The organism is Aeromonas sp. 11P, from assembly GCF_051920165.1.
In the GTDB taxonomy this organism is placed as follows: domain Bacteria; phylum Pseudomonadota; class Gammaproteobacteria; order Enterobacterales; family Aeromonadaceae; genus Aeromonas; species Aeromonas veronii.
Window position 1 is genome coordinate 1,594,384 of record NZ_JBQBDJ010000004.1, and the last position, 14,608, is coordinate 1,608,991.

Below are 14,608 nucleotides of genomic sequence, written 5' to 3' on the forward strand. Positions count from 1 at the left end.
TCACCTCACCAATTTCAGTTGTATCACATACAAATTACCAATGATTTACATTGTATCAGTGGCCCTCTAACCTTGCAGCTCTTCCAGCAAAGCGAGGTTAACGATGAAGACAGTCATTCTGATTGGTGCTCAGGGGAAAATGGGGCAAGCCGCCCTCAGTGGTCTGGGCAAGCACAAAGTGATTACCGCCAGCCGCTCCGGAGAAGGGTGTGATTTTCAGGTGGATATCACCAGCCGAGAGTCCATCGAGCGGCTCTACCAAAACGTGGGCTCCTTCGATGCGGTGGTCAATACCGCAGGATTTTGCGAATACGCCCCCTTTGGCGAGATGAGCGACGAGCAGTGGCAAACCACCATCCAGAGCAAGCTGATGGGGCAGATCAATCTGGTCAATATCGGCCTCAACTACATCAATCAGGGGGGCTCCTTCACCCTGATCTCCGGCATCCTCAATATCAAGCCGATCCCGCTGGCCATTGCCGATGCCACCACCAGCGGCGCCATCGATACCTTTGTCCAGTGCGTGGCCCACGAGCTGCCCCGCGGCATTCGCATCAATGTGGTCAACCCGACCGTACTGGAAGAGGCGTGGGACGTATATGGCGAGATGATGCCGGGCTTCCAGCCGGTGCCGGGCGCTCTGGTCGGCAAGGCGTTTGAGCGCTCCGTCGATGGCTTTATTAGCGGCCAGGTGCTCTATGTCGATGCCTAATCCCATTCAGGCCTGACCCCAATGCTTTGGTAATTCCTTGTCGATGTTTTTCCTCTTCCCCGAAAGCGCCAGCTCTCGGGGCTTTTTGTATGACGGGGACAAAGCCGCACAGAAGATAGAAAAAAAGGAAGGAAGCCGAGACTTCCTTCCTTTTGGCTTGCGCAGCGCGCCTGTGACTCAGTTGATCTTGCCCATTTCAACGGCAAAGCTGGTCGCCAGCTGGGCAAACTTGAGAGCGTGGCCAGCCGAGGGATCCGAGTTTTGCAACGTATCCTGCGCCGTGTGGATCCTGGGGTTGTATTCGCTAAAGCGTGACTCGAACGGCATGGCGGCGGGGTAGCCCTGATTGTGCCAGGAGGCGTGATCCGAGCAACCATAACCACAGCTGTCATAGCCATAGCTGACTTGCGGCAGGTAGGCATCGATCAGCTGGGTGAGGTAGCCGGTCAGCCCCTTGTCGGTGTAGTCGGTCATAAAGACGATGTCGTTCGCCGAGCCCTTGTAGTTGGTCATGTCCAGCTGGAGCGCGGCCAATACTTTGGTGTTGGCCGCCTTGTAGCGGCTGGCGATATCCTTGGAGCCCCGCAAGCCCACCTCCTCCGCCGCATAGCCGATAAATTGCAGGGTGCGCTCCGGCTGGCGGCCCTGTTCGGTGATGACCCGCAGCACCTCGGTCAGGGTGGCGATGCCGGAGGCGTCATCATCGGCGCCGGGGGCCAGTGTCTTGCTGTTGGGGGCCGAGCCGGCGGTGGAATCGAGATGGCCACCGAGCACCACCACTTCGTCCGGATAGCGGCTTCCCTTGAGGGTCAGCACCACCGATTGTTGCGGGTAGCCGCTATGTTTGACACGGCTGACGCTGGCCCATGGCAGGGTGCTGCCGAGGCTCTGCCACTGGCTGGCCACCCAGTCGGCGGATTGCGTGCCGGTAGTGGTGGTGTAGTAGCGGTTGCGCCAGCCGGATAGCTTGCTGATGGTGCTGGCGATATTGCCTTGATCCAGATGGGGCAGCAGCCGGTTGACACTGGCCCCCTGGGTCAACGGCGGTGCGCTGAACAGGTTTTGGCTGAGGGGCTGGGCCATGCTCTGCAGCGCATCGGCCAGGGTCGTGTGCACCACATAGCCACCGCAGCGCTGGTGCCCTTCGTGCATCAGGTGCGAGAGGGAGCCAAGCTCGCTTGCCTCAATCTGGGCCAGCTGGACGGGCGCCCCGCTGGCACTGAACAGGGGGGAGAGCTTGGCATTGACCTGCTTGAGTTCAACCCCGCTATCGGCCCCAATGGTGATCCACACGGGCGCCCCCGCCTGAACGGCAAGGGGAATCAGGGGGAGCAAAAGGGCTGCAGTCATCGCTTTCATGTCGGATCCTTCCGGTTATGGTTAACAGTAAGCAGGCTTAATGGGCCTCATAGGAATACCAACCTAGTCTAGGCACTCACTGCTGTCAAAAAGGTGGATGTCCCGAAAAAAGGGCGCTTATTAGCGGCTAGGTGCTCTATGTCGATGCCTGCTCCCGTTCAGGCCTGACCCAATGCCTTTGTAATGCCTTGTCGATGTTTTTCCTCTTCCCCGACAGTGCCAGCTCTCGGGGCTTTTGCATGGCGGGGGCCAAAGCTGCAACAGAATGGGTTTCGTATTGAGCCCATTTTGGCTAACATGCCGCACTTCACGAAACGACAAGGGCAAGGACGCGATGAGCAACAAGACACTGCAATCTCTCTTTCACTACAAACGCTGGGCCGATGGCGAACTGCTGGATGCGATCGCCACACTCGATGCGCAGCAATATGGCGAGGCACACCACGCCTGCCTCAGGATCTTCAACCATATCCATGTGGTCGATGCCATCTTCCAGGCCAATCTGCTGGGGGAACGCCACGACTTTACCGCCACTAATACGCCGGAGACACCGACCCTCACCGCCCTGCGCAGCGCAGTCACCAAGCTGGATAACTGGCTGGTGGATTACGTCACGTCGCTGAGCCAACAAGAGGGGACAACCCCGCTCTCGTTTCGCTTTGTCGATGGTGACAAGGGGCAGATGAGCCGCGATGAAATGCTGCTCCATCTGGTGACTCATGGCGGCTATCACAGGGGAGCCATCGGGCGGATTCTGGTGCAGTGCGGCATCACGCCGCCGCGCGATACCCTGACCACCTTTTTGCATCGCAGCGAGCCCGGGCGGAGGGGTGATGCGCCTCTGGCAGAGGGCGGGACCCGCCCATGATACGCGCCTGCCTGCGGCTCACACCGCTGCTGCTGATTTGGCTACTAAGCGGCTGTGCTGCCGCCATCGATCACTACGCGGGGCGCTTTCGCAACACCCTTGTATCGGGGGAAACCCGCGCGACCATTCGCGCCGAGCTGGGCGAGCCCCAGCATTGCCAGCAGGCCGCCTTTCTGACCGAGGATAAGGTGCAGGGCTGCGATCGCTTTACCGTGCTCGGCAAGATCCACAAGCGCGCTGACGGCAATGGCCAGGCCACGGCGAGCGCCGTGACATTGGGGCTGGGGGAGCTGATCCTGGTGCCGATGACAGTAGCTGGGGTCGCGGCGGACTATACCCAGCGCCACACCATTACCGTCTATTACGATCGGGACGATCACTACCTGTTTCACACCCTGCAAAACGCCAAGGGGCAGGAGGTAAGACAATAAGGCCCCATCCCAAACGCGCTCACTGACCACTCAGCCGTGACCGGCGCAGTGGTTGGTTGAGCCTCTATTGCCCTCCCTATAACCATCCTCTCTCCCCTCCCCTTGCTTACTGCTTTATCAGAAGTCATCAGCCTGTCATCTGGCTGACATCCCGCGGTCATTTTCAAGTCATAGAGTTTTTCACTTATTTTTCATATGGATAGATAAGGAACATCATGACTTTCCCGCGCTCTTCTTATGTGGCTGTTGCCGTCTCGCTGGTCTTGCTTGGCGGCTGCCAGTCAGAGAACGAATCGTCTGCCGACAGCCAGGGCAAAACTGCCTACCAATACAGCACCAAAGCGGTCTACAGCCCGCAACAGCAGGCGGAGAGCTACGAGCCAGCGCCTCAGGGGTTCAGCCCGGTCTTTACCGAGATGGTGGCGCGCCACGGCTCGCGCTCCCTCTCCAGCCCGAAATATGACGTGCTGACCAAGCTGGTCTGGGAAGAGGCGCAGCGTCAGGGGGCGCTCACCCCCCTCGGGCAGGGGCTGGGAGGCAAGGTCGATCTGGTGACAGCCGCCAACCAGAAGCTGGGCTATGGCCTGCTCTCGGCGCTGGGCAAGGAGGAGCACGCTAATCTCGCCACCCGGCTGGCGGCGCGGCTGCCGACCCTGCTCAACAGCAGCGAGCCCCACTGCATCAAGGTGGTCACCTCGGGCAAGGACAGGGCCAACGAAAGCGCCTTCTACTTTATGGAGAGCCTCAAGCGCAACGTGAGCTATGTCAGCGACTCGGCGCAGTGCTACCTCACGCAAGATGACCCCTCGAAGATCGACAAAAAGCTGGTCAACAAGTTCGAGCTCTACTTCCACAAGACCACGCCCGAGGGGGATTACGCCCGCTACCTGCCCGCCTATGAGAGCTACCAGCGCTTTATCGGCGACGAAGATGCCGCAATCGCCCCGGCCCCCGAGCTGGCCAGGGCGCTGGATCAGCTTAAAAACCTGAGCAAGACCAAAGAGATGGCCCGCAGCATGCTGGAGCGTATCTACAGCAAGGGCTTTGTCGACTATCTGGCGGGCGGCGTCGAGTTTGTCGCCGTCAACCCGGAGGATGGCGGCATGACCTATGTGCGCGACGAAGTGGATGCCGCCCTGATGCTCTACAACCTCTTTATCATCGGCCCCGGCATGATCCGCGAAGCGCAGGCACAGGGCAGCGAGCCCTGGGCGCTGGAGCAGTTCCTCACTCCGGAGGAGTCGGCCTGGTTCTCCTACCTCTCCGATGCGGAAGATTTCTACGAGAAGGGGCCGAGCTTTACCAACCAGAGCGCCCCCTACGCCATTGCCCAGCCGCTGCTCGACGGCCTGTTTGGCGAGGTGCAGCGTCAGGTGGTAGAAGGCGAGCAGAGCCGACGGGCCACCCTGCGCTTTGCCCACGCCGAAGCCATTATCCCCCTCGCCGCCCTGATGAAGCTGGAAGGGAGCCGTCAGGGGGCCAGTGCGGATCAGCTGTTCAGCCAGCAGAACAACGAGTGGCGCGGCGGCTGGGTCTCTCCCTATACCGCCAATATTCAGTGGGATATCTACCAGAACGGGCAGCGGCAGGTGCTGGTCAAGATGCTCTACAACGAAAAGGAGATCGCCTTTAAAACCGGCTGCCAGCCCTACCAGAGCGGCAGCCACTACTACGACTTCGAGGAGCTCAAGCGCTGCTACGGCTATAACGGCTAACCCCTAGCGCACCGGATATGGCAATCACAAGGGGCGACCAGCAGGTCGCCCCAATTCACACCCCTTCCCTGCTTGCCAAAGCGGGATATGGCGATAAAGCCGCCTTCCAGTTCCATTTGCTGATCAAGCGCAAAAAATGATTAATTTCTGACGGTTATATCACTTAAAGGCTCGCCTCGGCAGTTTCGTTTGGCTTACCATGGCCATTCAGAACCTGTTGAACTGCGATGGGTTGCTGCCATCGCTGGTCAAGGGAGCATATTGGAAGCTGTAATCCACGGGCGGTAGCGTATTTTCATTTCGTAGGTTGGCGCAGAGCGCAGCGAAGCCCAACAGGTGAGTATTATTGCGCAACCAAAGTGGGATGAGCATGGAGGCAGCAGTTCGGTAAAGCAAATTCCAGTTACATTTTTCAGTATACTAGTTGGGCTTCACTTCGTTCAGCACAACCTATTTTTTAGCCCAACATGCGGAATAATTGAAATAAATATATTGACCCAAGTGAGGACATTGTTTAAGGTTTACTAGCACGAGCGTATCGCTCTGTATGCTGCACCCGATATAAACGCCAATAGTATCAGCCCTGTTCACAGGGCGCCTGCTTTAGCAGGCTTTTCGCCGGCTCACCCTCCGCCGTCTCCAAAAGAGACTGTAGCCTGCGGTAATTGGCATTGGTTCGAAAAGAGATGGCAGAAGCTATTGGTTTTCGGGGTAGGCATCATCTCTTTTTATCCCCTAGAGCTATGGGGCAACCATGTCAATTTTACAGTATATGAATGAAAATCAACCTATTCAGGCTCCCATAAAGCCGACCCTCAAGACTTCCAAGAAAATATCCTCTCCAGAAAACCTACTAGTTGCATTAGGTTTGAGTGCATCTGAACTCAATTGTGCACTTTATATGACATCTGCAGAACGGTACACAGCTAAAAAAGTTCCAAAGAGCAGTGGAGGAGAAAGAATAGTTCATATACCTCACCCTTTAATAAAAAAAATACAACGCAGAATAAATAATCGTGTCCTTTCAAAAATTGTTGTTTGGCCATATTACTTGTTCGGTTCTGTTCCATCAGACATTGATGTCCTCTATGAAGAGGCTATCCTAAAACGTGACTATATAAGCTGTGCTCAGCAACATTGCAAAGCAAAAAGTATATTGAAATATGATATTGAAAACTTTTTTGATAATATACACTATGATTTAGTCTATGATATTTTCTTTAACTTTTTTAAATTTGATTGTGATACGGCTAGAATACTCAGTGACTTATGCTGCATTGATAGCGAAGATGGTTCTCATATAGTTCAGGGGGCTCCAACATCAAGCTATTTAGCGTGCTTGTGTTTATGGAATATTGAGCATGATATAGTACAGCGCCTAAAAAGAAAGAATTTAATTTATACTAGATTGGTTGATGATATTACGGTCTCATCAAAGATATATGACTATAATTTTGAAAATGCAAAAAAAAGCATTGAGGATATGATTCATGAGAAAGACTTTCCAATAAACAAAGCTAAATCAAAGACTTTGAGTACATCCAGTGAACCACTATTAGTCCATGGTTTAAGAGTTAATTTTCATACCCCACGGCTGCCATCTGATGAGGTAGGAAGAATTAGGGCATCCGTAAAAAATGTAGAGCTAAGAGCTGCAACTAATAATTTTAGAACCAGTAAAGCATACCGAAAAGCATTTGAACGATGTTTGGGAAGAGTGCATAAACTAGCTCGTGTAGGTCACAACGCACACACGAAACTAAGAGACCGGCTACTGAAAATTCAACCTCTCCCATCTCAAAGAGATATTGACCGAGTCAAGCACAATGTGACACGTTTAGAGATATTAGCTGCGAATGGTTGTGATGATCTCAAATATTCACGTTCATATTATATAAGCATGTACATTCTCAACATTATAAACAGAACGGAAAGATATAAACCTTTAGTTTCCGAATTAAGGGCTCGATTACATGCGATAGCTCCAAGCAAGGAAGTTGGAGGGACATACTTTGACTAAAAAAAACCTTAACACGTTTCTTTTAATTATTTTTATTGTTGCTGGACTAGTATTAATTCTTTTTTTGTGTTCAGCTTCCACTATCGTATACCAAGATTTGCGTCATAAAGATTTTTGTTTTTCTTCTGAGTGCTATACTTTTGCTTTTAAAAAAATAGAGCCTGCAACTCAAATACTATTGGCAGGTGGTTGGTTTTTAACTCTTTTTGGTACCTTAGGTGGCGCGCTAATAGCATTAACTAGTTATCTTACTGGTATTAAACATAATGCTTTTAATAACCATCTTAGCCATATTAGATTGTTCTCTGATTTTGTAAATGCTGAGCTAATAAAACATTCAGGCATATCCAAAAACAAAATTGACGTTTTTCACTGGTATGATCTCATATTCCCAAATTCATCAGATGGGAACATGAGTATATCTCAAGGTTATCATAATCAAATTAATGATATTAAGCAGGAAATTGTCACTTCGAACAATATAGTTGCAGAAAAAGCCAATATTTACATGATTGACCATCAAAAAAGAATGCTGCCTAAACTTGAAGGTGTTTTTGGTATAAAATTGGATATTTTGCCAAAAAATGATTATATAAGGGTTGAAGAAGAGATTTTTATATTCATAGACAAAGTAAATAAAACATTTACTAAGAATCCAATTTCATTATCAGGCCAAAAACGTTTATACACTTAGAAATGAAAAGGCGACCATCCGGTCGCCTTTTTTATTTCTATCGCTTTCCAATCAGGGAATATTACCGAGCCGGTCGCTTGGCACCATTCCCTTTGGCCGCTGGCTTGCCGCCTTGAGCTGCGGGTTTGGCACCTGGCTTGGAGGAACCTGCGCGGGTCGGGGTTTTCCCCTTATGGGCGGGTTTTCCGGCAGGTTTGCTTTTACCTGCATTCTGGCCCGCACTCTTGCCTTCGCCCTGTGCGGCCGGTTTGCCGTTAGCCGCGCCTTTGTGCAGCTGGGAGCCCACCGGCTTGCCGCCGGTCGGCTTGTTGCCAGCGCCGTTGCCGCGCTGATGGGCAATGTTACTGTGGCGAGTCAGGGCCGGTTTCAGCCCCTTGCCGCTGGCGGCGCGCTCGTTGCGTCCTTCCGCAGGCACCAGACAGCCGGGGCCACTGCCAATCAGGTGGCCCTTGCCCATGGCGAGCAGGGCTTCGCGGATCATCGGCCAGCCAGCGGGGTCGTGGTAGCGCAGCAGCGCCTTGTGCAGGCGGCGACGGCGCTCGCCCTTGGCAACAAACACATCGCCACCGGTGCGGCTCACCTTGTTTAACGGGTTTTTCTCCGTGTAATACATGGTGGTGGCGTTGGCGAGCGGCGACGGGTAGAAGTTCTGCACCTGATCGAGCTTGAAGCGGTTCTCTTTGACCCAGAGCGCCAGATTGATCATGTCTTCATCCGTGGTGCCCGGGTGGGCAGAGATAAAGTAGGGGATCAGGTACTGCTGCTTGCCCGCCTCTTTGGAGTATTTGTCGAACAGCTCCTTGAACTGGTAGTAGCTGCCCATGCCCGGCTTCATCATCTTGGAGAGTGGCCCCTCCTCGGTGTGTTCCGGCGCAATCTTGAGGTAGCCGCCGACGTGGTACTTGGCCAGCTCCTTGATATAGCGGGGATCTTCCACCGCGATGTCGTATCGCACGCCGGATGCGATGAGGATCTTCTTGATCCCCTTGAGGTCGCGCGCCTTGCGATAGAGGTTGATGGTCGGGCTGTGGTCAGTGTCCATGTGCGGGCAGATGGTGGGCCAGACACAGGAGGCGCGACGGCAGGTCTGCTCGGCCTTGGGGCTCTTGCAGCGCAGCTTGTACATGTTGGCGGTGGGGCCGCCGAGATCCGAAATGACGCCGGTAAAGCCCGGCACCTTGTCGCGGATATCTTCGATCTCTTTGAGGATCGACTCTTCCGAGCGGCTCTGGATAATGCGCCCTTCGTGCTCGGTGATGGAGCAGAAGGAGCAGCCGCCAAAGCAGCCGCGCATGATGTTGACCGAGGTCTTGATCATGTCGAAGGCCGGGATCTTCTCCTTGCCATAGGCCGGGTGCGGCACCCGCTGGTAGGGCAGGCCGAATACGCCGTCCATCTCCTCGGTTTCGAGGGGGAAGGCGGGCGGGTTGACCCAGACGATGCGATCGCCGTGGGCCTGCGACAGGGCGCGGGCACAGCCGGGGTTGGTCTCGTGGTGCAGAATGCGCGAGGCGTGGGCGTAGAGCACCTTGTCCTCTTTGACCCGCTCGAACGCCGGCAGCTTCACATAGGTTTTTTCCCACGGCTTGGGTTTGGCCGGCTGCACCAGCACGGGTTTGGCCTCCTGCGCGGCCGGTGCCGCTTCGGTCGCATCATCCGCGCAGGGCGCCCCTTCCATATAGGGGTTGGGGATGGGATCGATGCGGCCAATCTGGTCGAGCTTGCTCGAATCCACCCCTTTCCAGCCCGGCAGCGGCTCCTTGCGGATAACGGCGGTGCCGCGAATATCCTGCATGGTGTCGATGGTCTCCCCCGCTGCGATGCGGTGGGCCACCTCCACCAGCGGCCGCTCGGCGTTGCCGTAGATGAGGATATCGGCCTTGGCATCGAGCAGGATGGAGCGGCGGATGGTCTCGGACCAGTAGTCGTAGTGGGCGATGCGGCGCAGGGAAGCCTCGATGCCGCCGATGACGACGGGGACCTCCTTGAAGGCCTCCTTGCAGCGCTGGGTATAGACCAGAGTCGCGCGATCCGGTCGCTTGCCACCCACATCCCCCGGGGTGTAGGCGTCGTCGTGGCGCAGCTTTTTGTCGGAGGTGTAGCGGTTGATCATGGAGTCCATGTTGCCCGCGGTGACCCCGAAGAAGAGGTTCGGTTTGCCCAGACGCATAAAGTCATCCTTCGATGACCAGTCCGGCTGGGCGATGATGCCGACCCGAAAGCCCTGCGCCTCCAGCATGCGGCCGATGACCGCCATGCCAAAGCTCGGGTGATCCACGTAGGCATCCCCCGTCACCAGAATGACGTCGCAGCTATCCCAACCGAGCTTGTCCATCTCTTTGCGGGACATGGGCAGGAAGGGCGCCGTGCCGTAGCACTCGGCCCAATAGCGGGGATAGGAGAAAAGGTTGGGTACCGGCTGCATTTTGAACACCTGGAAAAATTCGGGTCGCGCATTATACCGATTGCGGCCAAGGGGAGCGATGGCTTTTTGTCCCTATAGATCCCGCGGAATAGGCCGCCGCCCGCAATAGCAAGGGCGCCCGCAGGCGCCCTTGTGATGATGAGGCTGATAACCGGCCCCCGTCAGGATTGAGGTCAGAGCGCCGGAGGCTGTGACTCCCCTGCCCCCTTGGCGGCCAGCGCTTCGTCTACCTGTTGATCCCGCGCCCCTGTCATGCCGGCGTGACGGGCGATCAGATGGTAGATGGCGGGCACCACCAGCAGGGTAACCAGAGTTGCCAACGACAATCCGAAGAAGACCACGGTCCCCACCGCCATCCGGCTCTCGTAGCCTGCCCCCATGGAGAGCATCAGCGGCACAGCGCCGATAATGGCGGTGAGCGAAGTCATCAGGATGGGGCGCAAGCGGCGCACCGAGCCTGCGATGATCGCCTCCTCGAACCCTTCGCCGCGCTGGCGCAGCTGGTTGATGAACTCGACGATGAGGATGCCGTTCTTGGTCACCATGCCGATCAGCATGATCATCCCGATCTGGCTGTAGATGCTCATCTCCTGCCCCGTCAGCCAGAGGCCTAGCAGACCACCGAAGATGCCGAGTGGCACCGTCACCATCACCACCGCCGGGGTCAGGGTGCTCTCGAACTGGGCCACCAGCACCAGATAGACCACCAGCAGGGCGAGGCCAAAGACCAGCACCATCTCCCCCTGATTGTCACGGTAATCCTTGGAATCACCGGCGTAATCCACCGTCATGCCGGTAGGCAGGTTGGCGTTGGCCCAGCCATCGAGGAAATCGAGGGCCTCCCCCAGGGTGTGGTCGGGGTGCACGTCGGCGGTCAGGGTAATCGCTTTTTGCCGCTGGTAGTGGTTGAGGCGGTTGGCGGTCGCCACCTGCTTGACAGTGGCCAGAGTCGAGAGACTGACCATCTCGCCGTTGGCGGCCTTTAGATAGATGCGACCGAGATCCGAGATGCCGTTGAACTCGGTCTGATTGCCGCGCAGGTAGACGTCATACTCCTCGCCCCTGTCCACATAGGTGGTCTTGCTCGCCCCGCCCAGCAAGGTCTGCAAGCTGTTGGCCACGGTGGAGACCGGAATGCCGAGCTGGCTGGCGCTGTCGCGATTGATGGTCACCTGCAGCTCCGGGGTCTTCTCGGCGTAGTCGAGATCCGGGCTCAGCATCAGGCCGCTGCCCTGCGCCGCCTGTTGCAGCGCCAATCCTTGCTGGTAGAGCTCGGCATAGTCGTTACCCTGCAGCACGAACTGCACCGGCGCGGTGGAGCCACCCCGGAAGCCGGGCTGGAAGGTGCGGATCATCACATCGGGAATGCCGGAGAGCTTGGCACCCAGCGAGCGGGAGAACTCGGTGGCGGTGATGTCGCGCTCGGCCCAGTCGGTGAGCTGGATGATCACCATACCGGTCTGATCGCCGCCACGGCCAAAGGCGGGGGTACTGAAGCTCAGCGCCTGCACCACCCCTTTGCCCAGCATCGGCATGATGGCGGACTCCACCTGCTGCATGTTGCGCTTCATCCGCTCGATGCTGGTCCCCTCTGCCCCCTTGACGAAGACATAGATGACGCCGCGATCCTCGGTCGGGGTAAGGCTGGTCGGCAGTTGGGTAAAGAGGGCACCGATACCGCCCAGACAGAGCAGCAGCACCAGCGGCGTCCAGCGGGAGCGACGCAGCATCCACGCCAGCAGGTGGCGATAGTGCCCCTCCAGCCAGCCCAGCCCGCGGTCGAGCCCGGCGGTGAGCCGGTTCGGTTTATCCAGCGGGCGCATCAGCCAGGAGCCCATGGCCGGAGTCAGGGTCAGCGCCACCAGCGAGGAGCAGAGCACCGCAAGCGAAAGCAGAATCGCAAACTCGGTAAAGAGCCGCCCCACCATGCCATCCATAAAGGCGATGGGGACAAACACCATCACCAGCACGGCGGTGGTGGCGATCACCGCAAAGCCCACCTCGCGGGTGCCGTGCCAAGCGGCCAGCAGCGGCGGTTCACCCCGCTGCAGATGGTGGTGGATGTTCTCCACCACCACGATGGCGTCATCCACTACCAGACCGATGGCGAGAATAAGGGCCAGCAGGGTGATGAGGTTGATGGAAAAACCGAAATACCAGGCGCCGATAAAGGCAGAAATAAGCGACACCGGCACCGTAATGGCCGGAATGAGCGTGGTGCGCCCCTGCCCGAGGAACAGATAGAGCACCGCCACCACCAGCACGGCGCAGATGGCCAGGGTCTCGTACACCTCGTCGATGGCCTGCTTGATAAAGATGGTGGAGTCGTAATCCACCTCGAGCTTGGCCCCCTCCGGCAGGAAGCGCTGCATCTCGCCAAGTTTCTTCTCGATCCCCTGCGCCACCGCCAGCGGGTTGGCGGTGGACTGGGCGACGATACCGATACCCAGACTCTCTTTGCCGTTGCGCTGATAGGCGCTGTCTTCGTTCTTGGCTCCCACCTCCACATCGGCGATATCGGCCAGATAGACGCTCTGGCCGTTGGCGGCGGTGGTGACTTGCAGTTGCTGGAAATCTTCCGCTGTGTGGTAGAGACGGGCGATCTGCACCGCCATGGTCATGGAGTTGTTGCGGATCTCGCCACCCGGCAGCTCGATATTCTCCCGCTTGAGGGCCTCTTCCACATCGCTCACCGTGATGCCTCGGGCCGCCATGTCGGCCGGGCGCAGCCGCACATACATCACCTGGGTGAGATCGCCGGAGAGCGCCACTTCGCTCACGCCATCCACCAGACTCAGGGGGTCAACCAGCACGCGGTTGGCGTAGTCGGTCATGGCGGTGCGATCCATCTGGCTGCTGCTGAAGTTGAGCCAGATCGCCACATCGCCGTTGCCGCTGTCCTTGGTCACCAGCGGCTCGTCCACATCATCGGGCAGCCGGGGCCGAGCGCGGGAGAGGGCATCGCGCACATCGGAGATCCCCTCCACCATGTTCCAGCCGAGCTTGAACTCGACGGTGATCATCGAACGCCCCTTGCGGGTCATGGAGTTGATGTTCTTGATGCCACTGATGCCGGAGAGCTGATCCTCGATGGGCTTGGTGACCTGACTCTCCATCACCGAAGGGGCCGCCCCCTCATAGGTGGTGGTGATGGAGACCGACGGGATCTGCACATCGGGCATCTCCCGCACCGTCAATTTGCTGAAGGCGACCAGACCAAACACGGTGAGCAGGGCGCTGAGCACCACCGCCACCAGCGGGCGGCGAACTGAGATATCGGAGAGCCACATCAGCCGTTCACCTCGGCCAGATCACGCACCTGCACCCCATCACGCAGATTGACCAGCCCCTCGACCACGATGCGATCGCCGACCTTCAGCCCCTCGGTGACCCAGACGGTCTCCCCTTCGGTCTCGCCGAGCACCACAGGCACCCGCTTGACCCGGCCATCGGCCTCGAGACGGTAAACAAAACGCTGCTCACCGGCATACTCCACCGACTGGGCGGGGATCAGGGTGAGCTGCTGGGCAGGCAACGCCAGCTCCACATTGAGCAGCATGCCCGGACGCAACTGGCCGTTGCCATTGGGGATCATCACCCGCGCCTTGATGTTCTGGGTATCGTTGGAGACGCGGCTGTCGAGGGTGGTCAAGGTGCCGCTGAAGTGCTGATCCGGCCAGGCAGTACTGGTGGCGGTGACCGCCATGCCCGGTCGCAGCAGGGAGAGGTAACGCTCCGGCACCGCCAGATCGAGACGCAGTTTGTCGAGTTCATCCAGATGCAGCAGGGTGTCGCCACTGTTGACCAACGCCCCTTCGCTGAGATCAATCAGGCTCACGGTACCGGCAAAGGGCGCCTGCAAGGTACGCAGGGAGAGCTCGTAACGGGCGGCATCGAGGCGTGCCTGCACCTGGGCCACGGTGGCCTCCTGCCCCTCCAGCTCGGATTGGGTCACGGCGCCACGGGCCACCAGCTTGCGCATATCCCCCAGCTTGCGGTTCTCGTCACGCAGACTGGCGCTCTGCTCGGCCAGCTCCGCCTGCTGCTTGCCCGCATCCAGCGCGATCAGGGTATCCCCTTTCGCCACGCTCTGGCCAGATTGCACCGCAATCTTGACGATGCGACCGGTCACTTCGGGGCTGATGATGACGGAACGATTGGCTGCCAACTTGCCCACCAGCTTGAGGGTCGGCTCGGCCAGACTCTGTTTGACGGTTTGAGTGCGGATATTGACCTGTCTGGTCGGTGCTTTGGCGGCGGGTTCGCTGTGACGCAGCGCCCAGACGCCGGCAACCACGATTAGAAGAAGGCCCAAGCCGAGCCAGATACGCATTTTCATCGAACAGTCCATGAAGAGTGAAAGGGTAAATCCAGATTGGGGCCA

Annotated in this window: 10 protein-coding genes; 6 read left to right on the plus strand and 4 right to left on the minus strand. The window is 57.3% G+C overall.

Annotation, left to right across the window (positions count from 1 at the left end; all coding sequences use genetic code 11):
- Nucleotides 1-103: 103 nt before the first annotated feature.
- Nucleotides 104-712 (plus strand): short chain dehydrogenase, encoded by a 609-nt coding sequence (locus ACTG1P_RS07275; protein ID WP_005347588.1) that lies wholly within the window; start codon nucleotides 104-106, stop codon nucleotides 710-712.
- 177 nt (nucleotides 713-889) lie between these two features.
- On the opposite strand, the gene ACTG1P_RS07280 is transcribed toward ACTG1P_RS07275, so the two are convergent.
- Nucleotides 890-2,071 (minus strand): M28 family metallopeptidase, encoded by a 1,182-nt coding sequence (locus tag ACTG1P_RS07280; protein ID WP_440000879.1) that lies wholly within the window; start codon nucleotides 2,069-2,071, stop codon nucleotides 890-892.
- Between the two features lie 334 nt (nucleotides 2,072-2,405).
- Between ACTG1P_RS07280 and ACTG1P_RS07285 the strand changes: the two genes are divergently transcribed.
- From ACTG1P_RS07285 to ACTG1P_RS07305, 5 genes are all read left to right on the plus strand, one after another.
- Complete coding sequence (locus ACTG1P_RS07285) at nucleotides 2,406-2,939, plus strand: DinB family protein (RefSeq protein ID WP_440000880.1); 534 nt, start codon at nucleotides 2,406-2,408, stop codon at nucleotides 2,937-2,939.
- Entirely contained in the window at nucleotides 2,936-3,370 is a 435-nt protein-coding gene (locus ACTG1P_RS07290; protein WP_064337011.1) for a hypothetical protein, read from the plus strand. The genes ACTG1P_RS07285 and ACTG1P_RS07290 overlap by 4 nt, the downstream gene beginning before the upstream one ends.
- A gap of 215 nt (nucleotides 3,371-3,585) precedes the next feature.
- Entirely contained in the window at nucleotides 3,586-5,085 is a 1,500-nt protein-coding gene (locus tag ACTG1P_RS07295; protein ID WP_440000881.1) for a histidine-type phosphatase, read from the plus strand.
- Nucleotides 5,086-5,839: 754 nt separating this feature from the next.
- Nucleotides 5,840-7,105: a reverse transcriptase family protein gene (locus tag ACTG1P_RS07300; RefSeq protein WP_440000882.1), complete on the plus strand. Its 1,266-nt coding sequence runs from the start codon at nucleotides 5,840-5,842 to the stop codon at nucleotides 7,103-7,105.
- Nucleotides 7,098-7,799 carry a retron Ec48 family effector membrane protein gene (locus tag ACTG1P_RS07305; RefSeq protein WP_139732588.1) on the plus strand — a complete coding sequence of 234 codons (702 nt, stop codon included), beginning with the start codon at nucleotides 7,098-7,100 and terminating at the stop codon, nucleotides 7,797-7,799. Before ACTG1P_RS07300 ends, ACTG1P_RS07305 begins: the two co-directional genes overlap by 8 nt.
- 61 nt (nucleotides 7,800-7,860) lie before the next feature.
- Here the strand turns inward: ACTG1P_RS07305 and ACTG1P_RS07310 are convergent, their stop codons facing one another.
- The 3 genes from ACTG1P_RS07310 to ACTG1P_RS07320 form a co-directional block, all read right to left on the minus strand.
- Nucleotides 7,861-10,224 carry a YgiQ family radical SAM protein gene (locus ACTG1P_RS07310; protein ID WP_440000883.1) on the minus strand — a complete coding sequence of 788 codons (2,364 nt, stop codon included), beginning with the start codon at nucleotides 10,222-10,224 and terminating at the stop codon, nucleotides 7,861-7,863.
- Between the two features lie 173 nt (nucleotides 10,225-10,397).
- Complete coding sequence (locus ACTG1P_RS07315) at nucleotides 10,398-13,514, minus strand: efflux RND transporter permease subunit (protein WP_440000884.1); 3,117 nt, start codon at nucleotides 13,512-13,514, stop codon at nucleotides 10,398-10,400.
- Complete coding sequence (locus tag ACTG1P_RS07320; RefSeq protein WP_440000885.1) at nucleotides 13,514-14,563, minus strand: efflux RND transporter periplasmic adaptor subunit; 1,050 nt, start codon at nucleotides 14,561-14,563, stop codon at nucleotides 13,514-13,516. Before ACTG1P_RS07320 ends, ACTG1P_RS07315 begins: the two co-directional genes overlap by 1 nt.
- Nucleotides 14,564-14,608: the final 45 nt, after the last annotated feature.

Excerpts from the sequence above, each read along its gene's own strand:
- ACTG1P_RS07320 (WP_440000885.1), bottom strand. The coding sequence starts at position 14,563 with ATGAAAATGCGTATCTGGCTCGGCTTGGGCCTTCTTCTAATCGTGGTT.
- ACTG1P_RS07280 (WP_440000879.1), bottom strand. The coding sequence starts at position 2,071 with ATGAAAGCGATGACTGCAGCCCTTTTGCTCCCCCTGATTCCCCTTGCC.
- ACTG1P_RS07315 (WP_440000884.1), bottom strand. The coding sequence starts at position 13,514 with ATGTGGCTCTCCGATATCTCAGTTCGCCGCCCGCTGGTGGCGGTGGTG.
- ACTG1P_RS07300 (WP_440000882.1), top strand. The coding sequence starts at position 5,840 with ATGTCAATTTTACAGTATATGAATGAAAATCAACCTATTCAGGCTCCC.
- ACTG1P_RS07295 (WP_440000881.1), top strand. The coding sequence starts at position 3,586 with ATGACTTTCCCGCGCTCTTCTTATGTGGCTGTTGCCGTCTCGCTGGTC.
- ACTG1P_RS07275 (WP_005347588.1), top strand. The coding sequence starts at position 104 with ATGAAGACAGTCATTCTGATTGGTGCTCAGGGGAAAATGGGGCAAGCC.
- ACTG1P_RS07310 (WP_440000883.1), bottom strand. The coding sequence starts at position 10,224 with ATGCAGCCGGTACCCAACCTTTTCTCCTATCCCCGCTATTGGGCCGAG.
- ACTG1P_RS07285 (WP_440000880.1), top strand. The coding sequence starts at position 2,406 with ATGAGCAACAAGACACTGCAATCTCTCTTTCACTACAAACGCTGGGCC.
- ACTG1P_RS07290 (WP_064337011.1), top strand. The coding sequence starts at position 2,936 with ATGATACGCGCCTGCCTGCGGCTCACACCGCTGCTGCTGATTTGGCTA.